Below are 24,031 nucleotides of genomic sequence, written 5' to 3'. Positions count from 1 at the left end.
ATGCGCCTTGCCGCTATCCTGCTTGCCGTCTCGGCCCTTTCTGGCTGCACCGCCGGCCGGGATTATGTTCCTCCCAAGATTGCCCTGTCCCGTGCCTATCATGCGCCTGTGCCCATCGCCGCGGCGGATGCGCAATGGTGGCGCCGTTTCGGCGATCCTGTGCTCGATTCCCTGGTCGAGATGGCGCTGGCGCAAAATCTCGATGTGGCCGCCGCGGCCGCGCGGGTGATCCAGGCGCGCGCCGCCGTGCAGGAAAGTGGTGCGGCGCTGCTGCCCCAGGCCAGCGTTGCCGCCTCGGCCGAACGCACGCGCCAGTCGCTGCGCACGCCCGTTGGCGCGGTGTCCAGTCGCTTGGACCTGCCGCGCGACTATTCTCTGTATACCGTGGGCCCGCAGGCATCGTGGGAAATCGACCTGTTCGGCGGCTTGCGGCGCGGGCGCGAGGCGGCGCGGGCCGACTTTGCCGCCGCGGCGGCAAGCGAGGACGCCGTGCGCCTGAGCGTTGCTGCAGAAACGGCCGATGCCTATCTGCAGTTGCGTGGGTTGCAGGCACGGTACGATGTCGTCTCGCACGAACTTTCGACCGAACGCCAGTTGGCCGACCTTCTGGGCCAACAGGCGGCGCAGGGCCTGGTTGCCGAACGCGAACACCAGCGGGTCTTGGGCGAAAGCGCTGGATTGGAGGCGACGCTGGCGCCGCTACGCGCGGCGATCGCCGGCCAGATCAACCGCCTCGACGTGCTGACCGGCCAGCAGGCCGGATCGGACCTGCTGCATGCGGCCGCGGCGCAGCCCGTGCCCGATGCGCCCGATCCCAGCGGCAGCGCGATCCCGGGTGAATTGATGCGCCGGCGCCCCGATCTGGTGGCAGCCGAACGGCATCTGGCCGCGAGCAGCGCCCGGACCGGGGCGGCCATGGCCGACTATTACCCGCGTCTGTCCCTCAATGGCCTGCTCGGCTTTGCCAGTATCGGGACCGGCGGCCTGTTTGCCGGCAATGCCCTGCAGGCGAGCGGCGGGGCGGCGCTGCGGTGGCGCCTGTTCGATTTCGGCCGTGTCGATGCGGAAGTGGCGCAGGCACGCGGCAAGGAGGCCGAGGCGCTGGCGCAGCTTCGCGGCTCGGTGCTCAAGGCGACCGAGGAGGTGGAAACCGCGATCACCCGCCTTGCCGAAACGCGGGCGGAAATCGCGTTGCGCCAGCAGCAGGTTGCATCGCTGACCCGTTCGCGCGATCAGGCGCGGCAGGGTTACGAGGGTGGCGCGCTGGCCTTGATCGACGTACTGGATGCCGACCGCGCGCTGTTGGATGCCAACGACCACCTTGCGGAGGCACGCGCCCAGGCGGCGCGCGAATCCGTTTCGGCCGTTCGTGCGTTGGGCGGAGGATGGGAGCCACGAAGCTGATGAGCGAGACCATGACGCCCAAGGAGCGCACGCGCGCGCGCATCCTGGATGAAGCGGCAAAGGCGATGCGCGAAAAGGGTGCCGACGGGATCGGCGTTGCCGCGCTAATGAAGCGCGCGGGGCTGACGCATGGCGGCTTTTATGCGCATTTCGAAAACCGTGACGATCTGGTTGCCCATGCGGTGGACCGGATGTTTGGCGATAGCGATGCGATGGTAAGACGATATCTCACCGGGAACGAGCCGGCGAGGGGCATGTCGTTGCTCATCGACTATTACCTTTCCGAGGAAGCGCGGCGGCGGACCGATGTGGGCTGCCCGATCCCCAGCCTGGGGGGTGAGTCGAGCCGCATGCCGGAGGCCGCTCGCCAGCGTTTTGCCCAAGGCATCGCCGCGTTTCGCGCCGCGCTGGCAAAGGCCCTGGCCGGGCTCGGCGCGCCCGAACCGGACGTGCTGGCGGCCTCGGTCCTGGCCGAGATGGTCGGCGCCATGACCCTGGCCCGAACGCTGGACGACGAGACGGCATCGATTGCTTTGCGCGCTTCGCGAGAGCAGCTCAAGCGGCGGATCGGCTTGCCGACCGCGCTGTGATGATCGCGGGCTTGGTCTCGCACAGCTCAAGTACGCACGATTGCGCGTGGCATTGCGGCCCGAACCGCCCGTCAAAAGGCGTTCGTCGAGCCGCGTTTGCCATCGCGCTGCCTGCCGCCTAGCCTGCGCTCGTCCGACCATGGCAGCGAGGCACTTGAGAACATGCTCGAACTTCAGGGGGTTTCGCACGTCTATGGCAACGGCACCCGTGCGCTCGACGGCGTCACGCTGACAATTCCCAAGGGCATGTTCGGGCTGCTCGGCCCCAACGGCGCCGGCAAGTCTACCCTGATGCGCACGGTTGCCACGCTGCAGATCCCCAGCAGCGGGCGCATTACGTTCGACGGCATCGACGTGATCGCCGATCCCCAGGCGATCCGCAGCCAGCTTGGCTACCTGCCGCAGGACTTTGGCGTCTATCCGCGCGTAAGCGCCTATGATCTGCTCGACCACATGGCGGTGCTCAAGGGCATCGCCGGGCGCGGCGAACGGCGGGACACGGTCGAAACGCTGCTTGCGCAAGTCAATCTGTGGGATGTGCGGCGCAAGGCGGTGGCCGGCTATTCCGGCGGGATGCGCCAGCGCTTCGGCATTGCCCAGGCGCTGATCGGCAATCCTCGCCTCGTCATCGTCGATGAACCGACCGCCGGGCTCGATCCCGAAGAGCGCAATCGCTTCCTCAACCTCCTGGCCGAGATCGGCGAGAACGTGGTGGTGATCCTTTCGACCCACATCGTCGACGATGTCACCGACCTTTGCCCGCGCATGGCGATCCTGGGCCAGGGGCAGATACTGCTCGAAGGCGCGCCGGCCACGCTGATCGCTGCGCTGTCTGGCCAGGTGTGGGAACGCGCGATCGACCGGGCTGACCTCGCCGCGGTCAGCGCCGAACATCGCGTGATTTCCACCCGTCTGCGCGGCGGGCGCACGGTCGTGCACGTGATTGCCGAGACCATCCCTGGTGACGGCTTCGTGGCTGTTCCCGGTGGGCTCGAGGACGTCTATTTCTCCGCCCTGCTTGCTGCCCGCACTGCCGCGCCGGCCGTCGGCGCCTGAACCAGTAAGGGGCACCGCCATGCTCGGCCGCATCGCCGCCTTCGAGATCCGCTATCAGCTGCGCAGCCCGGTATTCTGGGTGGTGTTTGCCCTGTTCTTCCTGCTGGCCTATGGCGCCATGGCATCGAGCCAGTTGACGATCGGTGGCACGCCCGACAACGCGTGGCAGAACGGCACGCTGTCGCTGGCGATGACCCAGGGCGTGATGACCATTTTCGCGCTGTTTGCGACGACGGCCTTTGTCGCGAACGTGATCGTCAGGGATGATGACAGCGGCTTTGGCCCCCTGGTCCGCGCCACGCCGGTGCGCAAGGCCGACTATCTGTTCGGCCGTTTCGCTGGCGCTTACCTGGTCTCTCTGCTGGTTTTCGCGGCGGTGCCATTGGGCAGCTTCGTGGGCTCGCTGATGCCCTGGCTGGACCCTGAAACGATCGGTCCCAACCGGATCGACGCCTATTTGCGGCCCTTTGTGATCGTGGCGATGCCCACGTTGCTGTTGTGCGCCGCGTTTTTCTTCGCGGTGGCGACGCTCACGCGCTCGATGATGGCGACGTATGTTGCAGTGGTTGCCAGCCTGCTGATCTGGGGCGTGACGCGCGGCATCCTGTCGAGCCATCCCGACCTGCGCACGCTGGCGGCGCTCACCGATCCGTTCGGCGTCGTCGCCATCTCGCTTGAAACCCGGTACTGGACCCTGGCCGAAATCAACACACGGCCTTTTCCGTTTTCCACGCTGTTTCTCGAAAACCGTGCGATCTGGCTGGCCGTGACGATCGCGGCGCTTGCCACGGCGTGGTGGCGCTTCAGCTTTACCGCGCCTGCCGCCAGCAAACGCCAGTTGCGGCGCGAGGCGAAACGCGCACGCAAGCTCGCCGTGGCGACGCCAAGCCGGGTCGCGCGCTTGCCCGATCCCGACCAGGCCCGCGCGCGCTGGCCGCGTCTGTTTGCACGCATCGCGTTCGAAGCGCGGATGATCCTGCGCAGTCCGGCCTTCCTGGTGCTGGTGGCGGTGGGGGCGATAAACGCGCTTGCCGCACTCAGCCTGAGCGACAGCCTCTATGGTAGCAAAAGCTACCCTGCGACGTTCCTGCAGATCACGGCACTGCGCGGCGCGTTCACGCTCGGCCCGATCGTGATCGCCGCGTTCTATGCAGGCGAACTCGTCTGGCGCGATCGCGAGCGCCGGATCAGCGCGATCATCGATGCCAGCGCCTTGCCAAGCTGGGCCTTGCTGCTGCCCAAGGTGCTGGCGCTCGCACTGGTCCTGGTGGTCACCGTGGCGCTGGGGGCCTTGGTCGGCATCGGCGTGCAATTGGCAAGCGGCTTCACGGCGATCGAACCTGGGCAGTATCTGTGGTGGTACCTTGTGCCGACGGCAATGGACATGGTGCTGCTCGCCGGCCTTGCCGTGTTCCTGCAGGTCGTTTCGCCCAGCAAGTATGTTGGCTGGGGCTTGCTGCTGGTGTGGTTCGTCTTCGGCATCGTGGCGTCGGCGATGCATTGGGACCATCCGCTCTACCAATACGCGTCGAGCGTGCCCAACCCGCTGACCGATATGAACGGCGCGCGGGTGGGCTGGGTGACCAACTGGTGGCTGCGGCTTTATTGGGGCTTTTTGCTCGTGGCGCTGATGGCTGCGGCGCACCTGCTGTGGCCACGTGGTGCCAACGATGGCGTCGGCGTGCGCAGCCGCCAGGCGCTGCGCCGGCTGCGTAGCCCGGCCGGGGTGCTGCTCCTTGCCGCACTGGCAGGCATGGCCGCCACGGGGGCCTGGCTCTATTACCAGATGGACGTTCGCAACCACTACGAGAACGGTGCGCAGCAGGAGATCGACGCCGCCGATCTCGAAAAGCTCTACGCCCGCTATGAGCATGCGCCCGAACCGAGCGTCACGCATGTCACGCTCAAGGTCACGATCGATCCGGCGCAGCCGCGGATGGAAGCCGAAGGGACATATGCGCTGGTCAATGCCACCGGTGCGCCGCTCAGCACCGTGCACCTCATGCTGCCGCAGCACGACCGCGACGTGCTCGCACTGACGATCGACGGCGCCCGCGCCACCCACGATGACGACCGCCGCCAAGTGCGCTTCTTCACGTTCGACCATCCGCTGGGCCCGGGGCAGACGACGCGGATACATTTCAAGGTGCAGCGCTGGCAGCCGGGCCTCAATCCGCTGGGCGACGATACCCGCCTGCTTGCCAACGGCACGTTCCTCGATTCCACGCAGATCGCGCCCACGATCGGCATCCAGCGGGCGGCGATGTTGAGCGATCCGGTCAAGCGCCGCGAACATGGCCTGCCCGGTGAGCATCGCATGGCCAAGTTGGAAGATCAGGGCGCGCGGCAGTTCAACTACCTGTCGAACGCCAGTTGGGTGACCAGCGACATCACGGTGACCACAGCGGCGGACCAGGTGCCGCTGGCGCCCGGTGACAAGGTTGCCGATACGGTGCAGGGCGGATGGCGCACCGCGCGCTTCGTCTCGCGCGTTCCGATCCTCAACTTCTGGTCGATCCAGTCTGCCCGCTATGGCGTGGATAAGCGCGATGCCGATGGCGTGCAGGTCTCGATCTATTTCGATCCGCGCCACGCCTATAACGTGGACCGGCTGCAGCGCGCCGCGCGCGTGGCGCTCGGCTACTATCGCCGCGAATTCGGCCCCTATCAGTTCGGCTATGCCCGCATAGTGGAATTTCCGGGCTATGCCAGCTTTGCCCAGGCCTTTGCCGGCACCATGCCGTTCTCGGAATCGATCGGTTTTCTGGGTGACTTCAGCGATCCCGACAAGATCGACTACGCCACCTATGTCGCCGCGCACGAGCTGTCGCACCAGTACTGGGGCCACCAGGAAATCAGCGCCGAGATGCAGGGCGGCACGATGATGGTGGAGACGCTGGCGCAGTATTCCGCTCTGATGGTCATGAAGCAGTTGTACGGGCCCGACAAGATCCGCCGCTTCCTGCGCTACGAGCTTGATCGCTACCTTGCCTCGCGCGGGCGCGAAGCGGTGGAGGAAGTGCCGCTGGCGCGGGTGGAGGACCAGCCCTACATCCACTATCGCAAAGGTGCCGTGGCGCTCTACCTGCTGCAGGATCGGCTGGGCGAAGCGCGGGTCAACGGCATGCTTCGGCAGATCCTCGCACGCTATCGCTTCCAGGGGCCACCTTACGCCACCTCGATGGACCTTGTGCGCGGCTTCCATGCGCTGGCCCGTACCGCGCAGGAACATGCGCTGGTGCACGACTTGCTGGAAACCATCACGGTGTGGGATTTCAAGGCCGATCGCGCCGTGACCCGCCGCCTGCCCGACGGGACCTGGCAGACTACGCTGGCGCTGACGGCGAGCATGGCACGCGACGATGGCAAGGGGGCAAGCACGCCCACGCCGCTCGACCAGGATGTCGACATCGGGCTGTTCACCGCGCAGCCGGGCGAGGGCGCGTTTGGGGCGGCCGACGTCATTGCCATGGAACGGCATCGCCTGCGCGATGGCACCGCCACGATCGTGCTGACCAGTCGTCGCAAGCCGGCCTATGCCGGGGTCGATCCCTACAACACCTTTATCGATCGCAAGAGCGACGACAACGTGGTGGCTGTGACCGGCGGCTGAAGCGCAAACCGCGTTACAGCACCGAATGACCGGCCGGTGCTGCTGCAGCGGGAATGACCGCCTTGTATTCGGTAAAGCTGTCGAGCCCTTCCTTCCCGCCCTCGCGCCCGCAGCCAGACAGCTTGAAGCCGCCGAAGGGCAGGGCACTGTCGAAGCGAAAGGCGTTCTGGGTAAGGGTGCCACTGCGTACGCCGCGCGCCACGCGGGAAAAAGCCGCCGCATCGTGGGTGAAGACCGTGCCGTAGAGGCCATAGGGCGTGGCATTGGCCAGCGCGATCGCCTGATCGAGCGTGTCATAGCCCAAGACGGTGAGCACCGGGCCGAAGATTTCCTCGCGCGCGGCGATATTGGCGGGGCCGACATCGGTCAGCAGCGTGGGTTCGTAATAGGCGCCATCGGGCAGGTGGGCGGGGCGCGCGCCGCCGGTGGCCAGCGTGGCACCTTCGGCGATCGCCTGGGCAACGAAGGCCTCGACCCGCTCGCGTTGGCGGACCATGGCCAGCGGGCCCATCTCGGCCGCGGCATCGCGCGGGTGGCCGATGCGCACGCGGCGCATTTCGTCCACCGCCGCAGCGACGAAGGCCGCACGGTGGGCTTCGGGCACGATCGCGCGGCTCAGCACGGCGCAGATTTGCCCGGCCGACATGGTGATAGTGCGCGCGAGCGTGCGCGCCGCCGTCTCGATCGGGAAATCGTCGAGCACGATGGCAGCCGACTTGCCACCCAGCTCTGTCGTGCAGCGCGCCATGCGCGCGCCACAGACCGCGGCAATGTGCGTGCCGGCCGCGACCGAGCCGGTGAAGCTCACTTTGTCGATGCCCGGATGGCGCACGAGGCTGTCGGACGCGGCGCGATCGGCAACGACGAGGTTGAGCACGCCTGGCGGCAGGCCGGCGTCTTGTGCCGCTTCGGCGATGATCCAGGCTTCGATCGGCGTTTCGGGCGCGGGCTTCATCACCACGGTGCACCCGGCGAGCAGGGCCGGGGCGATCTTGCCCGCCATGATCCCGAACGGATTGTTCCACGGCGCGATCGCGGCAACGACGCCGACCGGTTCGCGCACCACCAGGGCTGTGCCCGGCGCATCGGCCAGGGCGCGCGTCTCGCTCCAGGCATAGCGGTCGGCCAGGTCGGCATAGCTGTCGAACCAGGCGACGCCACCGCCCACCACAAGCGGCGCGACCCCGGCAAGTGCTCCGATCTGCTCGATCCAGGCATTGGCGAGGTCAGGAATGCGCGCGCGCAGCAGCTCGCCCATCCGCCGCAAGTACGCGGCCCGCTCTGTCGGGGAGAGGTGCGGCCAGGGGCCGTGATCGAAAGCGGCCCGTGCGGCGTCGACAGCGGCTGCGATATCGTCGGCATCGCCGCTTGCAAGCGTGGCAATCACCGCGCCCGTGGTGGGCGAGACCACGTGCGTCTGCTCCCGGCCGTGGGGCTCGCGCCACGCACCGTCGATAAACAGGTGATGGGGATGGCGCAGGTGCGGCAGGACGGGAGCATGGGGCATGTCGGGCATTCCTTGCGTATCGGAATCGAGGCTGGGAGCTGACGCGAGACGCGGGCTGGAGGCGGGCGGTGTCGATACCCCGCCCGCGTCTCCCCGCCCGGTCAGAACGTGCGGCGCAAGGTCAGCGACCATTCGCGCGGCCGGCCCACGGCGCCGCTCGCAACGCCGTACGTGGCGTTGTAGCTAGTGCCGAGGTAATAGAACTTGTTGCCGAGGTTGGTGACGCCAAGGCTTGCCGACCAGGCCTTGCGGGCATCTTCGTAAGTCAGGCGGGCGTTGAACAGGCTGCGCCCGGCGACGAGATCGAGCGGCGTGTTGACCGCGTTGTAATAGAAGCTCGACTGGTAGGTCCAATCGAGGCGCGGGGTCAGCGTGCCCGCGCTGCCGAGGTCTGCCTGGTACTGGACCGAGCCGGACGCCTGCCACTTGTTGTTGAACGGGGCCTTCATGCTGCGGCTGATGCCGGTGTTGGCATTGACCGAGGCATACTGGAAGTCGAGATAGCCGACGTTGCCATCGATCGTCAGGCCGCGCACCGGGCGCAAGGTGGCTTCCAGTTCGACACCCTTGACGTGGGCATTGCCGGCATTGCCGATCGCCGCGCAGGGAAACGGATCGGTGAAGGCCGGGCAGACCTGCAACTGGATCTGCATATTCTTGTAATCGTTATAGAACACAGCACCGTTAAGGCGCAGCGCACGACCCAGCAGATCCGACTTGAAGCCCGCTTCGTAGGTCGTCAGCGTCTCTGGGTTGAAGGGCTGCACCTGGCTGGCGAAATAGGGGCGGGGATTGATGCCGCCGCCCTTGTAGCCGGTTGAGACCTGGGCATAGGTCATCAATTCCGGGCTCCAGCGGTAGTTGACGCCGATACGATAGTCGACCCGCTCGCCGCGGAAGGTGGAGCTAGCCCCGTCGAGGCCGAGCAGCAGGATGTTGAGCGGGAAATTGGCCGGGGAAATTGCGCTGCCGTCGGGATTGCGGCGACCGAATGTGTAGGTCTTGCGGTCATTGGTATAGCGCAGGCCGCCAATCACCGTCAGGTCTGCGATCGGGTGCAGTTCGAGATGCCCGAACACCGACTTGCTGACGTTGCTGACGGGATCGTCGGTGCGGAAGTCGAAGGCCACGTTGGGGATCTGCGCCCGCCCGGTGAGATGGTCGCGCGCATCGTAATAGTAGCCGCCCAGCGTCAGGTCGGCGAGGCTGCCGAACTTGGCCGAGAGGCGCAGTTCCTGGGTGAACTGACGGTGTTCATAACCGAATTCCTGGAGCAGGATCGCCAGTGGAGAGCCATCAAGATCGATGCCGCTGGTGCCCTTGGCCGAGCGGTAGCCGGTGATCGACTTGATCGAGAGTGCGTCGGACAGCGCATAGTCGATCGTGCCCACCGCGCCCCAGCTTTTCACCGCGCTTTTCGGGCTGGTGGAAAAACCGCCCGGCGCAACCTGGAGGTTGGGAAACAGCGTGAAGGGGTACACCTTGGGCAAGCCGGAGGTGTAATTGCCGCCGCTCGTATAGTTCGCATACGAGGTGTAGCAATGGGCGCAGGTTATAAAGCGGCTGTCGAACGGCACGCCGCCCGCCGGATCGCCGGCGACATAGCTGCGCACGCCAGGGTTGTTCGCATAGACCAGCTTGGTCGCGACTTGCTCGGAATCGTTCTGCGCCACGTCGGCGACAAGGTTGACCTCGAGCTTCGAGCCGGCGGGGGCAATGCGCAGCGCGGCGCGCAGGGCTTTGACATCAATGCCACCTTCAGTGCCGTTGCGGCAATCGTTGTTGCCGGTGGTCGGGGCGATGCCGCTGCCTGGATTGACGCAGCCATAGTCGAGCAACTGCATGTAGCCATCGGTGTGCTTCGACACGCCCGATAGGCGAACATAGACGCCGTCGGTGATCGGGATGTTCGCGCTGGCGCGCAAATCGACGCGGTTGAAGCGGCCATATGTGCCTTCGACGAAACCGCCGGCATCGGCATTGGGCTTGGCCGAGAACAGCTTGATCGCGCCGCCCAGCGAATTCTTGCCGGCGAGCGTGCCCTGGGGGCCGCGCAGCACCTCGACCCGGTCGAGGTCGGTCAGGTCCATCACCGCGCCGTAGGTCGTGCCATAATAGATGTCGTCGATGTAGATGCCCACGCCAGGTTCGAGCGCAAAGCTGGAATCGCCCTGGCCGACGCCGCGGATGAACGCAGCGACGGCGCTGCCGTTAAGCCCGGTCGAACTGGAAAGATTGACGTTGGGTGCCGTGGCGCCAAGGTCGGTGATGCTGAGCTGCCCCTTGGCGGCGAGCGTGCTGGCGCTGATCGCGGTGATCGCGATCGGTGTATCCTGCACCTTCTGCCCACGGAACTGCGCGGTGACGACGATTTCCTCGATCGCCGGGGTGCGTTCGGCCTCGGCCGGGCCGGCCTGCGTGGGCGCGGCGGCGGTGTCCTGCGCGAAAGCCGGCGCGGCCGCGAGTGCAAACGCGCTGCCGGCGGCAAGCCAGGCGGCGCGGGCAACGCGCCGTTGCGCAATTGCGGTACGATCAGTCATGGTTCTTCTCTCCCCGTTGTTATGAAGCGCGGGCCATGCCAGCCTGGCGGATGGCCTTGAGGACGTGGTCGGCGCCCTTGTCGCCGATCATCATCGCAGTCGCGTTGGTATTGCCGACCGGCAGCGTCGGCATGACCGAGCAATCGGCCACCCACAGCCCTGCCACCCCGCGTACCGCGAGGTCGGGATCGACCACAGAGGCCGCGTCGCTGCCCATTCTGCAGGTGCCTACCGGGTGGTAGAGCGGGATGGCGTTGTCGCGCAGATGCGCCCGCAGCGCTGCGCCGGATACCGCTCGGCCAGGGGCAAGCTCGGCCTCCACCAGGTCTGCCAAGGGCGGTTGCGCAGTGATGTCGCGGGCAATTTCGATGCCGCGAGCCAGCCGCTCAAGATCGGCGTCGCTGCCCAGAAGGCGATGTTGGACCAGCGGGGGGGCATCGGGATCGGCAGACTGCAACTGCACGCGCCCGCGCCCTTCCGGGCGGGCAAGGCAAACCGTGACGCTTACCGCAGGGCGCTTGAGCAGGACCGCCCTCCCGTTGGGCCCGAAGGTGAACGCCATCGCCGTCAACGAGATCTGCACATCGGGAATGTCTGCTTCTGCCGAAGTGCGCGCAAAGGCGTTGGCGTGGCACATCGACGTGGTCAGCGCGCCGCGCCGACGCAGCAGGAACGACAGCCCTTCGCCAAGGGCGCGCCATCCCCGTGTATCGCTGTTGATCGACCGGCTGCGGGTGGCGAGCACGACGTGCGCGCCGACGTGCTCCTGCAGGTTGGCGCCGACTTGGGGGCTGTCTGCATGGCAGGCAATGCCGTGGCGGGCAAGGTCGGCGGCCGGGCCGATGCCCGAGAGCATGAGCAGGCGCGGTGTGTTCAGCGTGCCGGCCGACAGCACCACGCCCAGGCGCGCGGGCAGCACCTGTTCCACACCCTCGTGCCGCACCAGGACGCCGGTGGCGCGGCCAGCGGTGATGATCACCTTGAGGACGTCGATCCCCGTCACCACGCGCAGCCGGCTGGTGTCGATCGCGCCGCGCAGATAGCCGCGTGCCGCGCTGCATCGCAGTCCGCCGTGCTGGGTGGCCTCGGAGTGGAACGCGCCCTCGCCAGAAAGGCGCCCGTTCTGCTCGGGATTGCGCGGGATGCCGACCGCGCCAGCTGCCGCAATGAAAGCATCGACCACCGGATACGACATCCGATTGCGCGCCACCGTGATCGGGCCAGAATCGCCGCGCCAGGCGTCGCCACCGGCCTCGGCCCGTTCCATGCGCCGGAAATAGGGCACGACATCGTCAAAGCCCCACCCGGTTGCGCCGCGCTCGGCCCAGCCGTCATAGTCGCGGCGATGGCCGCGCACGTAGATCATGCCGTTGATCGCGCTGCCACCGCCCAGGCGCCGCGCCGCAGGCCACAGGTAGCGCCGCCCGCCCAGGCTGGTATCGGGTTCGGCCGCAATGCTGCGGTCGAAAGCCGGGTTGTTGACCACCGCGAACGTGAGCGCGGGAACATAGCTGCGCAGCGTCACGTCGCTTTTCCCGGCCTCGAGCAGCAAGGTCGCCACCCCGGCCTCGGCCAGCCGCGCGGCCATGGCGCAGCCGGCGGATCCTCCGCCAACGACGATGACCTCGGCTTCGGCCGCCATGCGCGCCAGGTTCATGCGCGCGTTTCCAAGGCGAGGGGCTTTGCGGCCCAACGCGATCGCGGCCCGGCCTGCGGAACGGCAAGGCGATTGGCGTGCGTGGACTGTCCTGGGGTCGCGTCCAACTTCCTTCTCCCATGTGGCCGGCAGCCTCTGGCGGGCCGCGCGATCTGTGGGGCAAGGATAGGCTTGCGCAGACGACGCAAAGAATTGCGAAAATACCGTGCAGGTGCTAGGATAAAACCTAGCACCTGCGGAAGATGGCGGGGCGGGGAGAGGCATGAAGACTCATCTGACCTTGCGCCAACTCGAGATATTTCTGGCTGTCGCCCGGCTGGGCAGCTTTCGCGCGGCTGGGGCGATGCTCAACCTCGCGCCGGTCGTGGTGGGCGAACACGTGCGGGCGCTGGAAGCCAGGCTGGGCGGGCCGCTTTTCCTGCGGCGCCCGGGCATGGTGCCGACGTTGACGCCCTTAGGGGAGCAGATTGTCATCCGCGCCGAAGACGTCTTGCTGGCCATCGCGCGGCTTGAGGATGACGCGCGTTCGCATGTCCAGGCCGGGGAAAGCGTCTGGCATGTGTGCATCGCGCCTTATGCGCTGCGCCACCTTGCGCACCGGGTGGGGGAATTGCGGCGCCGCTTTCCCGAATGCCAGATCGTGTTGCATTCGACCGACCTGACCGCGTCCCAGACCATGGCCGACGTGCGCAGCGGCACGCTCGACCTTGCCATCGTGATTGCCGACCAACTTGCCGAGCCAGACGAGGGGTTGGGCTTTGCCGAGCTTGGCGTTGGCCAGGCCGTCACCGCGGCAGGCGTGATCGACGAGCCGCTGGCGATGTTCGTCGCCCACGATCACCCGCTGGCCGGGCGCCCGGCGATCACGCGAGAGGACCTGATGGCCTGGCCGCTGGCTGGCCTGTCGCCGCCACACCCGCTGCGCCAGGTGGTCAATGCCGCGCTGCACCGGGCGGGGCTGCAAGCGATGCGGTACGATGTCGAAACCGATGATTACAACGCGATCCTTGCCAGCGTCGTGGGCGATGGCGCCGTCGCCTGCCTGTTTGCCGAGGCGCGGGCGCTCGACGCGATCACGCATCGCCTGGAGATGCTTGACCTGGCCTTCAACCTGCCATCGCCGCAGGCCCTGCTGGTCCTGACCTCACGCGCCCGTGCCGATCGCCGGCTGCAGATCGCGGCAGACTTCCTTGCCAACCATTACCGCGCCGATGCCACTGCGGCGCGGCGCGCCTTGGCGGTCGTCTGACCGGCTTTCAACGCGGCGCCGCACCGATCGCATCAAGCTGCGCTTGCACCGGCGCGGGCAGGTTCAGTTCGGCCGCTGCCAGGTTTTCATGAAGATGGGCCGTGCGCGACGTGCCGGGAATCAGCAGGATGTTGGGTGAGCGGGCCAGCAGCCAGGCCAGCGCAACCTGCATGGGGGTGGCGCCAAGATCGCCCGCGAGCGCGGACAGGGCGTCAGACTGGATCGGGCTGAAACCGCCCAAGGGGAAGAACGGGACATAGGCGATGCCCTGGGCTGCCAATTCATCGATCATCGCATCATCGCCACGGTGAACCAGGTTGTAATGGTTCTGCACGCAGGCGACCGGGGCGATGGCCTGGGCTTGCGCCACCTGTGCGGGCGTGGCGTTGCTCAGCCCCAGATGCGCGATCAGGCCTTGGTCCTGTAGGCGGGCCAGCGCCGAGAATTGTTGTTCCACCGACCCTTCGCTAGGCGCATGGACATCGCCCATCAGACGCAGGTTGACCACGTCCAGCCGCTCCAGCCCCAGGTTGCGCAAATTGTCATGAACCGCCTGGGTAAGCTGGGCGGGGCTTTGCGCAGGCAGCCACGATGCATCGTCCCCGCGCACGGCGCCCACTTTGGTCACGATCGTCAGGTCGGGGCCATAGGGGTGCAAGGCTTCGCGCAGGATCTGGTTGGTGATGTGCGGGCCGTAGAAATCGCTGGTGTCGATATGGTTGACGCCGGCGGCCACGGCGGCGCGCACCACGGCCACCGCTTCCTGGCGGTCGCGCGGCGGACCGAATACGCCGGGCCCGGCAAGCTGCATCGCGCCATAGCCCATCCTGTTCACGATGCGGGTGCCCAAACGAAAGTTTCCGGCCTTGGCTGCAACGGTCATGGCAAATCTCCTCTAGCGATGGCGAGGATATAGACCTGGCGTCGATGATCGATAAGGTAGCCCATTCCAAACGGTCTGTACGGAATTTCGCACAATGCCTGTCGAGCTGGATGATCTCTCTGCCTTTGCGGCCGTGGCCCGCGCCGGGGGCTTTCGCGAGGCGGCGCGCATGTCCGGCGTTTCCGCGTCCGGGCTGAGCGAAGCTTTGCGGAGGCTGGAAGGCAGGCTTGGCGTGCGCCTGCTCCACCGCAGCACGCGCAGCATATCGCTGACCGAGGCCGGAACCCGGCTGTTCGAGCGGCTATCTCCCGCCCTTGCGGAAATCGGTGCCGCGCTGGAAGGCGTGCAGGCGCAGACTGACGAACCGGCGGGCACGTTGCGTCTCAATGTGCCCGCCAACGTCGCGCGCACGGTGCTGCCCGGCATTCTTCCGCCATTTCTGCTGGCCCACCCCAAGATCCGCGTGGAGGTGACGGTCGAAGACAGCTTCGTCGATATTCTGGCGTCCGGGGCAGATGCCGGAATCCGTTATGAAGAACGGTTAGAGCAGGACATGATCGCACTGCCGATCGGGCCGCGAACCCAGCGTATCGTGGTGGCTGCATCGCCCGCGTATCTGGCATCGCAAGGGCGCCCGGCGCATCCCCGCGACCTGCTGGCGCACGCGTGCCTGGGGCTGCGCTTTTCCAGCGGCGCGCCGGCCGAATGGGAATTCGAAAAAGACAACGAGATCGTACGCGTTGATCCACCCACGCGCCTGCTGGTCCGGCCTGGCATGGCGTGCGATCTGCTGATCAGCGCGGCCGTGGCGGGACTTGGATTGATCGCCCTGTTCGAAGACTGGCTCGCGCCATATCTCGACAGCGGCGCGCTAGAGCCCGTGTTGCAGGATTGGAGTTCGCCGTTTTCGGGCCCGATGCTCTATTATTCCGGCCGCCGGCACGTGCCGCCACCGCTGCGCGCCTTCATCGACTTTACGCGGCACGGCTTTGGCTGAAAGCCAGGCACCCGTTTTCGCGAAAGGGCTGCGTGGCGATTGGCTGCTTCATGGGTGTGGCCCTTCGCGGGCCTGCAAGCGGCTGGTGCGCAGCTTGGCCACGGCAAGGTCGATAAAGGCCCTGACCTTGGCCGGCGCATGCGAACCGCCAGTGTGGAGCACGTGAATGGGGAAGGCAGGCGGCTCGTGGTCTTCGAGCAGGATCTGCAATCGCCCATCGGCCAGCGCAGCGCCAACCTGATAGTCCAGGACGCGCGTCAGGCCCCAGCCGGCGAGGGCGGCGTTGATCGCCGCGTCGTTGGTGTTGCACAGCATGGCTGGTTCGATGCGCACCCGCGCGTCATTGGCGAACTGCCATTCGGGCGAGGCCCAGGCTGCCGTCGATGCAGCGATGCGAAAGCGGCGCAGATCTTCCGGGCTGGTTGGCGTGCCGTGCTGGCGCAGGTAGTCTGGCGCGCCGACGACGACCATGCGCGAAGAACCCACGCGCGTTGCAACCAGCGCCGAATCCGCCAGGTGGCCGATACGCACCGCAAGATCGACCCCTTCCTCGATCAGGTTGACCGGCCGGTCGACGAACAATGTGCGCCCCACCACTTGCGGGTAGCGGTCAAGATACTCGGTCAGCACGGGCAGGACGTACATCCGGCCGAACATCGCAGGCGCCGTAACGGTCAGCGTGCCCGAAGGCGTGGCGAACGATCCGGCTGCCGTCGCCTCGGCCTCTGCGATATCGGCAAGGATGCGCTGGCAATCGGCATAGTAGCGCGCGCCCGGCTCGGTGAGCTTGACCGAGCGCGTGGAGCGGACCAGCAGGCGGGTGCCGATATGCTCTTCGAGCGTTGCGACGGCGCGCGTGACGGCGGGGGCGCTCATGTGCAGCCGCCGCGCCGCCTCGGCAAAGCTGGCATGCCGGGCCACTTCGGCAAAGATGCGCATCGATTGCCAGCGGTCCACGATGGTCTCCTTTCCGCCCTAGAGTACGCGGGGGAGCGTTTCGCGCAAGGTTGCCGCCCCCCGATCAAACAATGTCCCGAGGTCATCCGCCCGCGCGCGCATCAGAAGCCGAAGTGCTCGAGGCCGGGATGGTCGTCGGGGCGACGGCCGAGCGGCCAGTGGAACTGGCGGTCTTCTTCGCGGATCGGATGCTCGTTGATGCTGCAATGGCGCACGTGCATCAGGCCGTCGGCGGCAAACTCCCAGTTCTCGTTGCCATAGGCGCGAAACCACTGCCCGCTGTCGTTGTGGTATTCATAGGCATAGCGTACCGCGATGCGGTTGCCGCCGAACGCCCAAAGATCCTTGATGAGGCGGTAATTCAGTTCGCGATCCCATTTGCGGCGCAAAAAGGCTTCGACCTGGTCGCGGCCGGTGAAAAACTCGGCACGGTTGCGCCAGCGACTATCGACCGTATAGGCCTGCGCGACGCGCGCAGGATCGCGGCTGTTCCAGCCGTCTTCTGCCAGGCGCACTTTTTCGCGCGCGCTGGCTTCGTCGAACGGGGGCAGAGGTGGGCGGGTCATGGCATGTCCTGTCGATAGAGAGAGGGGAGAGTGTCAGGCTTCGATTTGCAGGGGTTGCTCGCTTTGCTGCGCCGGCACGGCGCAGCAAAGCAGGACTTCGTCCTGGCCAACGCTGGCCGAAGGCGCGCGCGGATAAGCGACCGAACCAGCGACCAGCTTGACCTTGCACGATCCGCACGATCCGCTGCGGCAGCCGAATGCCGGGGTGAGGCCACGCGCTTCGGCAAGTTCGAGCAAGGTGCCGTCTTTGGGCGCCCACCGGGCCTCCTTGAGCGAGGCGGTGAACAGAACGGGGACCGGCTTGGTGGCCGGCAACACGGCGGGCGCGGCCAAAGCCTGGCTATCGCCTCGCCGTTGCAGGGCAGAGGGACCGAATGCCTCGGCATGGATGCGGTGATCCGGCACGTTGGCCCCGCGCAGCGCATCGTAGATGGCCTGCATGAAGCCGCCTGGCCCGCACAGGTAAAAGTCATGGTCGCCAAAGGGCAGCACGCGTGCCAGCAGCGGCAGGTCTATCCGCCCGGCAGCATCGTAATCTGCGCCGTCTTGCGCGTCGGACGTATCGCCCAACACGCGCACGAGCCGAACGCCCTTGCCAACTTGGCCCAGTTCCGCCGCGAACGCGCGCTCTGCCAGGGATCGTGCAGACTGGATCAGCACGACCGGGCGCGCCGGCTGGCCGCCATGGCCACGGCTGACCAGCTCGCGCAGCATCGACACCATCGGGGTTATGCCGATCCCGGCGCCGATCAGCACCGCCAGCCGGGGCGCATCTGCATCGACAACGAAACCACCTGCCGGGGCGCGGGCCTCGATCGTATCGCCTTCGTGCAGGTGATCGTGCAGCCAGGACGAGACCGCCCCCTCGCGCTTCACGCTGATCCGGTAGAGCGGATCGGAGGGAGCGGACGAGAGCGTGTAGGTGCGGACCAGCGGCCGGTCGGCACCGGGCAGGTTGATCCGGATCGGCAGGTGCTGGCCGGCGCGATGCTGCCAAGCCGGCGCGGGTGACACGGGGCGCAAGTGGAAAGAGCGGATGCTGGCGCTTTCCTGCACGACCTGGACAACCCGCATCTTGTGCCAGTCCGAAGCCCTGCGCCATTGCCCGGTGGCGAGCGTGGTGGGCGACCAGCCCTGTTCGCGAAACGCCCAGCGCAGCGCGAGGGCACCGGGCCGTCGCACGATGCGGTCTGGGGTAAATGTCCAGAGCCGCTCGGCACCGGCGAACGTGGCAATCTCTGGCGAATCCAGCAGGACCTGCGCCGTGCCGGACATCTGCAGCAGATCGCCGCTTTCGAAATCGATGAACACCAGGCCAGCGCGCCCGTTGAGCATGATGTTGCCGAGCGTCGCGAAAAACAGGTTGCCCGAAAAGTCTGGCACGGTGAGCACGCCTTGCGCGTCCACCCGCACGAAGCCGGGCTTGCCGCCGCGATGCGACACATCGACCTGGCGGCCGATCCCCGGCCGATCGGCGTAGGAGGCGACGAAGAAGGTATCGGCCGCTGCAATCATCGCGCGCGCCGCAGCGTCCAGCCTGTCCAGGGCCTGCGCAGGCTGCGCTGGCGCACTGGCTGGGGGGCGCGACAGCGTTGCGTCACGCTGCTGGATATACTGCGGGCAATTGCCGAAGCTTTGCCCGACTTCCAGCACCGACGCGCCATCGCTGGTCTGGCGCAGGGTTCCGTTGACCCTGTTGCGGCGGCGGGTGTGCAGCTCGATGCCCAGCAGACCCAATCCCGCACCATCATAGATGCCGCCCAACGCCGGATCACCGCTATGCGGCAAGGCGGCCAGCGCGAGCCTGGTGGGATCGGGCGAGGAGAGGAAGCCAGGCGCGCCTTCCACCACGGTTGCCCAAGGCGCGCCGGTATCATCGACGCTGCCCAGGATTGCGAAGGGAAGCTGTGCGTAGAAGGTGCGATGCTGGTCGGGCATGAACGGCCGGATCACCCGAGCGCCCAGTTCGGCCATGCGGGCCACGGCGCCGACATGGGCCTGGATGGCGCGCTCGCCCTCGTGCCAGATGGCCTGGGGCTCGATCGGAGTGGCTTCGGGCATGGTTGCCTCCATCATGAGGGCACCGGTGGTTTGCCTGCGGGACGTTGCGCAAACCACCGGTCACGCATCAGGCTGCGGCGCGAAGGCCGGCGGCCGTCTCGACGAAAGGCACGAAGCCGGGAAGGTTCTCGATCCGCGACAGCAGCGCACGAACGCGGGGGTAGGCGGCGAGGTCGACGTTCCCTTCCGGCGCGCTCGAAAGGTAGCTGTAGAGGGCAACGTCGGCGATGGTCGGGCCGGGGCCGACCAGCCAGTCGCGGTGTTGGAGATGGCGCTCCAGGTTGGCCAGCAGGGCGTGGGCCCGTGCAATCACTTCCTGCGGGTTATGGCGCGAACCGAACACGGTGACGAGGCGCGCGGCGGCCGGCCCAAAGGCAAGCTCGCCTGCCGCGACGGAAAGCCAGCGCTGCACGGCGGCCTCGCCAACGGCATCTCCCGGCAGCCAGTCGGTGCGGTCATGCTTGCGAGCAAGGTAGACCAGGATCGCGTTGGAGTCGGCAACAACCGTGCCTTCATCATCGACCAGCACGGGAACCTGCCCCAGCGGATTGAGGGCCAGGAATGCCGGCTGCTTGTGTTCGCCGGCAAGGAGATCGACTTCGACCAGCTCAGCATCGAGGCCGAGCAGCGATGCGAAGAGCCGGGCACGATGCGAATGGCCCGAGAGCGGATGATGGTACAGCTTCATGGAAGTGCTCCTGCGTGGTTCGAAGGCCGCATCCGGCCCGCACCCGAAAGATGCGCCTCCACCGCCCAAGCGATAATGCCCATTCGCGGCACGACATCATTGCCTGGGATGCAATACCAGCGCCGCGAATCTGGCTCAGTGGAAGGGAAACTCTACGAAGGGCTCGCTCGCTTCGGCCCACTGCGACAAACGGTTGAGTGCTGGCAAGGCCTGCGGATCAAGCGTTTCGGGCACCATCTCGCGGGTAAAGCGCCAGGCCACGGCGCTGGTGATGTCCGCCTGAAGCGGCTGGTCGCCAAAGCACCACGGCCGCGCCAGGCTGACTTCCTTCTCCAGCAGGTGATAGGCCTGGACCAACTGGCCGCGAACGCGATCAAGCCATGGCTGATGACGCTTTTCTTCGGGCCGAAGCAGCTGTTCGTAAACGATCTGCACGCTCTTTTCGCAGGCGGCCAGAGCCAGGCCGATGATCCGCTGTGACCGGGCATGCGCCGCAAGGTCCGCAGGAGACAAAGTGAGCCCTGCCATGCGCTCGGCATGTTCGAGGATGAGGCCGGAGTCCATCAGGACGACGCCTTCGTCGGTCACCAGCGTGGGCGCTTTCACCACCGGATTGATCGCGGCAAAGGCGTCGTACGTGGAGAATACCGAGATAGCCTGATGCTCGAAATCCAACCCCAACAGGCGCAGCGAGATAGCGACGCGCCGCACATAGGGCGAATCCAGCATGCCGATCAGTTTCATCACAATCTTCCCCGTTGTGGTTTGCCTGACCACAATAAAACCGCGTTGCCGCCGTTGCCACTGGCAGGGATGACAACTATCGAAAGGATCATGCCAAACGCCAATCCCCTGGTCGTCATCCTGACCTATGACCGCCTTTGCACCTTCGAGTTCGGCTGCGCCTACGAGGTCTTTGGCCTGGCTCGACCGGAGATGGGCCCCCATTGGTATCGCTGCCTTACCGCTGCGGGCGAGCCTGGCCCCTTGCGCGCCAACGGAGGGTTGCGCGTGGTGCCCGATGGCGATCTGGGCCTGCTCGACCAAGCCGATACGATCGTGATTCCGGGATGGCGGGGGCCGCATGAGCCTGCGCCCGCCGCCTTGCTGGCCGCGCTCAAATGCGCCAGCATGCGCGGGGCGCGGTTGGTGGGCATTTGCGGGGGAAGCTTCGTGCTGGCCCAGGCGGGGCTGCTCGATGGCCGGCGCGCCACCACCCATTGGCGCCATCTGGCCTCGCTTGCCCAGCAGGCCACCGCAGCGGTGGTGGAACCCGATGTGCTCTATATCGACGAAGGCAACATCCTGACCTCGGCCGGAAGCGCCGCCGGCCTCGATCTTTGCCTGCATCTGGTGCGCAAGGACTTTGGCCAGAAGGCGGCGAACAGCGTGGCACGGCGCCTGGTGATTGCGCCCCATCGCGAGGGTGGGCAGGCCCAGTTTGTCGAGCGTTCCGTGCCGCCGCCGGCGGGCCATCGCCTTGCCGGCCTTCTTGCCGCCGTGCAGGCACGCCTTCACGAGAACTGGAGCGTCGAGCGCATGGCGGCCACTGCGCATCTGAGCCCACGCAGCCTCCATCGCCATGTGCTCGGCGCGACCGGACTGACGCCGGGCGGATGGCTTCAGCAGCAGCGCATCGCCTTGGCGCGCATGCTGATCGAAGAGACAGACCAGTCGATCGAAACAATTGCGGAGCGCGCCGGTTTTGGCACCGCCGCCAATTTCCGCCAGCATTTCCGTGGCGCGACCGGGCTTGCGCCCACGGCCTATCGGCGAAGTTTCGGACGCCGTGGATCGTAATGCCAGCCAGCAAGGCTTGCCCGCGGGGGCGTTGTCAGGCCGACCGTAAGCCTGGCGCTGCCAGCGCGGGCTTTTCGCCGCTGCGCAAGGTGAGTACTTCGAACCCGTCCCTGGTCACGGCGATGGTATGCTCGAACTGCGCGGACAATTTCCCATCGGCGGTTACCACGGTCCAACCATCGTCCCTTGTCAAAGTCCGGCAGGTGCCCTGGTTGATCATCGGTTCGATGGTGAAGACCATGCCTTCGTGCAGCGGCAGGCCTCTGCCCGGCTTGCCGAAATGCAGAACCTGCGGCTCTTCGTGCATTTCGCACCCGATGCCATGGCCGCAATAGTCGCGCACAACCGAATAGCCATGCTTCTTGGCGTGGCGTTCGATGGCGTGGCCGATATCGCCCAGCTGCGCACCGGGTCTGACGCGGCCAATCCCTTGCCACATCGCCTCTTGCGCCACGCGGACAAGCCGTCTGGCGGCAGGCGCTACTTCGCCGACGAGGTACGTCTTGCTGGAATCGGCGATATATCCGTTCTTTTCGAGCGTGATGTCGAGATTGATGATATCGCCGTCACCGATCACCGCCGAACCGTCCGGCACACCATGACAGACCACATCGTTGATCGAGCAGTTCAGCACATAGGCAAAGCCATACTGCCCTTTGCTGGCCGGGCGGGCTGCAAGCTCTTCGGTGATATAGCGCTCGACCAGGTCGTTGACCGCCATCGTGGTCATGCCCGCCAACTGCTGTTGATCCAGCATTTCAAAGACGCGGGCCAGCAAGCGGCCGGAAATCCGCATCAACGCCAGTTCATCGGGGGTCTTGACCATGTCAGGCCGCGGCCGCCTCGGGAATATGGACCTGCGCCGCTTCCAGCTGCGCCTTGACGATCTGGTTGAACGAGAGCGTGGCGTTGGCTTCGGCCAGCATGCCCACCTTCATCCAGAATTCGGCCTGGGCGTTAATCGATCGGCACATGACCGCGCTCGCCTTGCGGACTTCCTCGTGCAGATTGTCTTCGATTTTGACGATACCCATGCCGCAATCCCCGTTCCGATATATGAAACGTATATGCTTCGTATGGCGGCGCTGGTCAAGGAAAGCATCGGCTCGTTGCCATTCACCGTATTCAGCGGTCCATCCCGGGAGCGGGCGGCAGCGCTGCGGTTTGGCGGGCGATCAGGGCGGCAAACCTGGCCGGCGTGCAGGTGGTGCCACATCGGCCGAGTGACAGCCGGTGCAGGGGCTGGCCCGTGCCGGTTTGCGGCAAGGGGCGAAGCTGGCGGGCCTGATCGGGCGTTTGCGCGAGGTACGACAGGCGCAACAAGTGCCGGCCCGTGTGCCGCTCGGTCAAGCGTTCGAACAGCAGGCCGCCACCGATCGGCGGATCGTTCCGACCATAGCCGGGCAGCTGGAATTGCGTGCCGATCAGCGCGGTGACGGCGGCGATGGTGTTGTCGTGGCCCACCAGGACCGTGACATCCGGTGCCTCGCGCACGGTGAGCGTTGTGGCGATCCGCCGCGCGATCAGGCCGCCCACGCGCGGGGCCATATAGGCCGAGCGGGCGAAGACATCGAACAGCCGGGCGTGGAGCGGGGACATCGTGGCAATGTCGGCCGCGTTGGCGCGCCCCCAGCCAACCTGGGAAAGCGGCATGCCTTGCGCATATTGCAGCAGGAACACTTGCGCCGTGCCCGAGGCAAGGTCGATCGGGCCGGTCAGGCTCAACCCTTTGCCGTCGGCCGACGGCACGATACGATTGGGCAGGGTGGCGATGGGGCAGGGCCGATGGCAGCCGAGCACGCGCGTCATCGTGGCCACGGCCTTGTCCATGCCGGCCATCAGCGCTGCGCCGCCGTTGAGCTGCGCATTGATGCTGGCTGCAGCGGCCGGCGCATCGAACGGCACCGCCTGCGCTTCCAAGGCATCGAACAGCGGATCTGCAATCCCCTCTGGCCGATGGTCGACCGGTAGCGGGCAGCCAGGCGCCAGGCCCTGGGCCAGGGCCTGGCCGCTGGCGATCGTGCGCGACTTGCTGTTGGTCCAGAGGGCCACGTGCCCGGGCAGGGGGCAGCCCCGCGCCGGAAGCAGGCCCTGGCCGATCAGGCGCGTGCGCGCATAGCCGGCAACCAGGGCCAAGGCTTGGGCGCCATGCGGCGTCAACTGGCTGGGGGGCGTGTCCCACTGGGGAAAAGGCTGGTCTGCCAAGGGCGCCGCCGCCGCTTCGCCATCAAGCGGCGCGCGGATGCCATGGCGAATGAGCAGGACCACGCGATCGACGCGGTAGCCCGAGGGGGCTGGGGTCGAGTGATGGGCCGCAGGGCGGGCGACGGCCATGGCCGGCAGCAGCGCGGCCAGCAGGGACAGGGCGATTGGGGCAGGACGGAGCATGGCGGACGGTTACCTGCGAAATACGAAAGGGAGGCGACAGCCGCACGATGACGGCCGCCGCCCCAGGTGAGGGAC

Annotated in this window: 19 protein-coding genes; 7 read left to right on the top strand and 12 right to left on the bottom strand. The window is 66.6% G+C overall.

The features are described 5' to 3' along the window. The 4 genes from FHW94_RS08670 to FHW94_RS08655 all read left to right on the top strand — a co-directional run bounded on the left by FHW94_RS08670 (position 1) and on the right by FHW94_RS08655 (position 6,663). The gene (locus FHW94_RS08670; protein WP_168555230.1) at positions 1-1,404 is read left to right on the top strand and encodes an efflux transporter outer membrane subunit; all 1,404 of its coding nucleotides are present in this window, start codon (positions 1-3) and stop codon (positions 1,402-1,404) included. Next, positions 1,404-1,994, top strand: coding sequence for a TetR/AcrR family transcriptional regulator (locus FHW94_RS08665; protein WP_168555229.1), 591 nt, complete (start codon positions 1,404-1,406; stop codon positions 1,992-1,994). The genes FHW94_RS08670 and FHW94_RS08665 overlap by 1 nt, the downstream gene beginning before the upstream one ends. Before the next feature lie 162 nt (positions 1,995-2,156). Next, complete coding sequence (locus tag FHW94_RS08660; RefSeq protein WP_168555228.1) at positions 2,157-3,050, top strand: ABC transporter ATP-binding protein; 894 nt, start codon at positions 2,157-2,159, stop codon at positions 3,048-3,050. 19 nt (positions 3,051-3,069) lie between these two features. Then, positions 3,070-6,663, top strand: a complete 3,594-nt coding sequence (locus FHW94_RS08655; RefSeq protein ID WP_168555227.1) for an ABC transporter permease subunit — start codon at positions 3,070-3,072, stop codon at positions 6,661-6,663. 13 nt (positions 6,664-6,676) lie between these two features. Here the strand turns inward: FHW94_RS08655 and FHW94_RS08650 are convergent, their stop codons facing one another. From FHW94_RS08650 to FHW94_RS08640, 3 genes are all read right to left on the bottom strand, one after another. Continuing rightward, positions 6,677-8,170, bottom strand: coding sequence for an aldehyde dehydrogenase family protein (locus FHW94_RS08650; protein ID WP_210425487.1), 1,494 nt, complete (start codon positions 8,168-8,170; stop codon positions 6,677-6,679). 101 nt (positions 8,171-8,271) lie between these two features. Continuing rightward, positions 8,272-10,710, bottom strand: a complete 2,439-nt coding sequence (locus FHW94_RS08645; protein ID WP_168555225.1) for a TonB-dependent receptor — start codon at positions 10,708-10,710, stop codon at positions 8,272-8,274. 19 nt (positions 10,711-10,729) lie between these two features. After that, on the bottom strand, positions 10,730-12,367 hold the full coding sequence (locus FHW94_RS08640; protein ID WP_246865931.1) for a GMC family oxidoreductase N-terminal domain-containing protein: 1,638 nt from the start codon (positions 12,365-12,367) through the stop codon (positions 10,730-10,732). A gap of 262 nt (positions 12,368-12,629) precedes the next feature. Here FHW94_RS08640 and FHW94_RS08635 point away from each other — a divergent pair, with 262 nt between their 5' ends. After that, a complete protein-coding gene (locus tag FHW94_RS08635; protein WP_168555224.1) occupies positions 12,630-13,616 on the top strand; it encodes a LysR family transcriptional regulator in 987 nt (328 codons plus the stop codon). A 7-nt stretch (positions 13,617-13,623) separates the two neighbouring features. On the opposite strand, the gene FHW94_RS08630 is transcribed toward FHW94_RS08635, so the two are convergent. Beyond that, a complete protein-coding gene (locus FHW94_RS08630) occupies positions 13,624-14,499 on the bottom strand; it encodes an oxidoreductase (protein WP_168555223.1) in 876 nt (291 codons plus the stop codon). Positions 14,500-14,593: 94 nt separating this feature from the next. Here FHW94_RS08630 and FHW94_RS08625 point away from each other — a divergent pair, with 94 nt between their 5' ends. After that, positions 14,594-15,496 carry a LysR family transcriptional regulator gene (locus tag FHW94_RS08625; RefSeq protein WP_168555222.1) on the top strand — a complete coding sequence of 301 codons (903 nt, stop codon included), beginning with the start codon at positions 14,594-14,596 and terminating at the stop codon, positions 15,494-15,496. 48 nt (positions 15,497-15,544) lie between these two features. Here FHW94_RS08625 and FHW94_RS08620 read toward each other — a convergent pair whose 3' ends face one another. The 5 genes from FHW94_RS08620 to FHW94_RS08600 all read right to left on the bottom strand — a co-directional run bounded on the left by FHW94_RS08620 (position 15,545) and on the right by FHW94_RS08600 (position 20,512). Further along, a complete protein-coding gene (locus FHW94_RS08620) occupies positions 15,545-16,453 on the bottom strand; it encodes a LysR family transcriptional regulator (protein ID WP_168555221.1) in 909 nt (302 codons plus the stop codon). A gap of 101 nt (positions 16,454-16,554) precedes the next feature. Then, positions 16,555-17,019: a nuclear transport factor 2 family protein gene (locus tag FHW94_RS08615; protein WP_168555220.1), complete on the bottom strand. Its 465-nt coding sequence runs from the start codon at positions 17,017-17,019 to the stop codon at positions 16,555-16,557. A gap of 33 nt (positions 17,020-17,052) precedes the next feature. Next, positions 17,053-19,080, bottom strand: a complete 2,028-nt coding sequence (locus FHW94_RS08610) for a pyridoxamine 5'-phosphate oxidase family protein (RefSeq protein ID WP_168555219.1) — start codon at positions 19,078-19,080, stop codon at positions 17,053-17,055. 67 nt (positions 19,081-19,147) lie between these two features. Further along, positions 19,148-19,768: a glutathione S-transferase family protein gene (locus tag FHW94_RS08605; protein WP_168555218.1), complete on the bottom strand. Its 621-nt coding sequence runs from the start codon at positions 19,766-19,768 to the stop codon at positions 19,148-19,150. 135 nt (positions 19,769-19,903) lie between these two features. After that, positions 19,904-20,512: a glutathione S-transferase gene (locus tag FHW94_RS08600; protein WP_168555217.1), complete on the bottom strand. Its 609-nt coding sequence runs from the start codon at positions 20,510-20,512 to the stop codon at positions 19,904-19,906. A 90-nt stretch (positions 20,513-20,602) separates the two neighbouring features. Between FHW94_RS08600 and ftrA the strand changes: the two genes are divergently transcribed. Next, the gene (gene ftrA / locus FHW94_RS08595) at positions 20,603-21,568 is read left to right on the top strand and encodes a transcriptional regulator FtrA (RefSeq protein WP_168555216.1); all 966 of its coding nucleotides are present in this window, start codon (positions 20,603-20,605) and stop codon (positions 21,566-21,568) included. A 34-nt stretch (positions 21,569-21,602) separates the two neighbouring features. Here the strand turns inward: ftrA and map are convergent, their stop codons facing one another. The 3 genes from map to FHW94_RS08580 all read right to left on the bottom strand — a co-directional run bounded on the left by map (position 21,603) and on the right by FHW94_RS08580 (position 23,956). Continuing rightward, entirely contained in the window at positions 21,603-22,394 is a 792-nt protein-coding gene (gene map / locus FHW94_RS08590; protein WP_168555215.1) for a type I methionyl aminopeptidase, read from the bottom strand. Position 22,395: 1 nt separating this feature from the next. Next, positions 22,396-22,602, bottom strand: a complete 207-nt coding sequence (locus tag FHW94_RS08585) for a ParD-like family protein (RefSeq protein WP_168555214.1) — start codon at positions 22,600-22,602, stop codon at positions 22,396-22,398. A 91-nt stretch (positions 22,603-22,693) separates the two neighbouring features. Then, positions 22,694-23,956: a histidine-type phosphatase gene (locus FHW94_RS08580; protein WP_168555213.1), complete on the bottom strand. Its 1,263-nt coding sequence runs from the start codon at positions 23,954-23,956 to the stop codon at positions 22,694-22,696. Positions 23,957-24,031 lie beyond the last annotated feature (75 nt).

Origin of the sequence: Novosphingobium sp. SG720 (genome assembly GCF_012275365.1) — a bacterium.
In the GTDB taxonomy this organism is placed as follows: Bacteria; Pseudomonadota; Alphaproteobacteria; order Sphingomonadales; family Sphingomonadaceae; genus Novosphingobium; species Novosphingobium rhizosphaerae.
Note: the sequence above shows the minus strand (reverse complement) of the source record. Positions and strands in the feature narration are given on the sequence as shown.

Coding starts and splice junctions, on each gene's coding strand:
- FHW94_RS08670 (WP_168555230.1), top strand. CDS start 1: ATGCGCCTTGCCGCTATCCTGCTTGCCGTCTCGGCCCTTTCTGGCTGC.
- FHW94_RS08665 (WP_168555229.1), top strand. CDS start 1,404: ATGAGCGAGACCATGACGCCCAAGGAGCGCACGCGCGCGCGCATCCTG.
- FHW94_RS08660 (WP_168555228.1), top strand. CDS start 2,157: ATGCTCGAACTTCAGGGGGTTTCGCACGTCTATGGCAACGGCACCCGT.
- FHW94_RS08655 (WP_168555227.1), top strand. CDS start 3,070: ATGCTCGGCCGCATCGCCGCCTTCGAGATCCGCTATCAGCTGCGCAGC.
- FHW94_RS08650 (WP_210425487.1), bottom strand. CDS start 8,170: ATGCCCCATGCTCCCGTCCTGCCGCACCTGCGCCATCCCCATCACCTG.
- FHW94_RS08645 (WP_168555225.1), bottom strand. CDS start 10,710: ATGACTGATCGTACCGCAATTGCGCAACGGCGCGTTGCCCGCGCCGCC.
- FHW94_RS08640 (WP_246865931.1), bottom strand. CDS start 12,367: ATGAACCTGGCGCGCATGGCGGCCGAAGCCGAGGTCATCGTCGTTGGC.
- FHW94_RS08635 (WP_168555224.1), top strand. CDS start 12,630: ATGAAGACTCATCTGACCTTGCGCCAACTCGAGATATTTCTGGCTGTC.
- FHW94_RS08630 (WP_168555223.1), bottom strand. CDS start 14,499: ATGACCGTTGCAGCCAAGGCCGGAAACTTTCGTTTGGGCACCCGCATC.
- FHW94_RS08625 (WP_168555222.1), top strand. CDS start 14,594: ATGCCTGTCGAGCTGGATGATCTCTCTGCCTTTGCGGCCGTGGCCCGC.
- FHW94_RS08615 (WP_168555220.1), bottom strand. CDS start 17,019: ATGACCCGCCCACCTCTGCCCCCGTTCGACGAAGCCAGCGCGCGCGAA.
- FHW94_RS08610 (WP_168555219.1), bottom strand. CDS start 19,080: ATGCCCGAAGCCACTCCGATCGAGCCCCAGGCCATCTGGCACGAGGGC.
- FHW94_RS08605 (WP_168555218.1), bottom strand. CDS start 19,768: ATGAAGCTGTACCATCATCCGCTCTCGGGCCATTCGCATCGTGCCCGG.
- FHW94_RS08600 (WP_168555217.1), bottom strand. CDS start 20,512: ATGAAACTGATCGGCATGCTGGATTCGCCCTATGTGCGGCGCGTCGCT.
- ftrA (WP_168555216.1), top strand. CDS start 20,603: ATGCCAAACGCCAATCCCCTGGTCGTCATCCTGACCTATGACCGCCTT.
- map (WP_168555215.1), bottom strand. CDS start 22,394: ATGGTCAAGACCCCCGATGAACTGGCGTTGATGCGGATTTCCGGCCGC.
- FHW94_RS08585 (WP_168555214.1), bottom strand. CDS start 22,602: ATGGGTATCGTCAAAATCGAAGACAATCTGCACGAGGAAGTCCGCAAG.
- FHW94_RS08580 (WP_168555213.1), bottom strand. CDS start 23,956: ATGCTCCGTCCTGCCCCAATCGCCCTGTCCCTGCTGGCCGCGCTGCTG.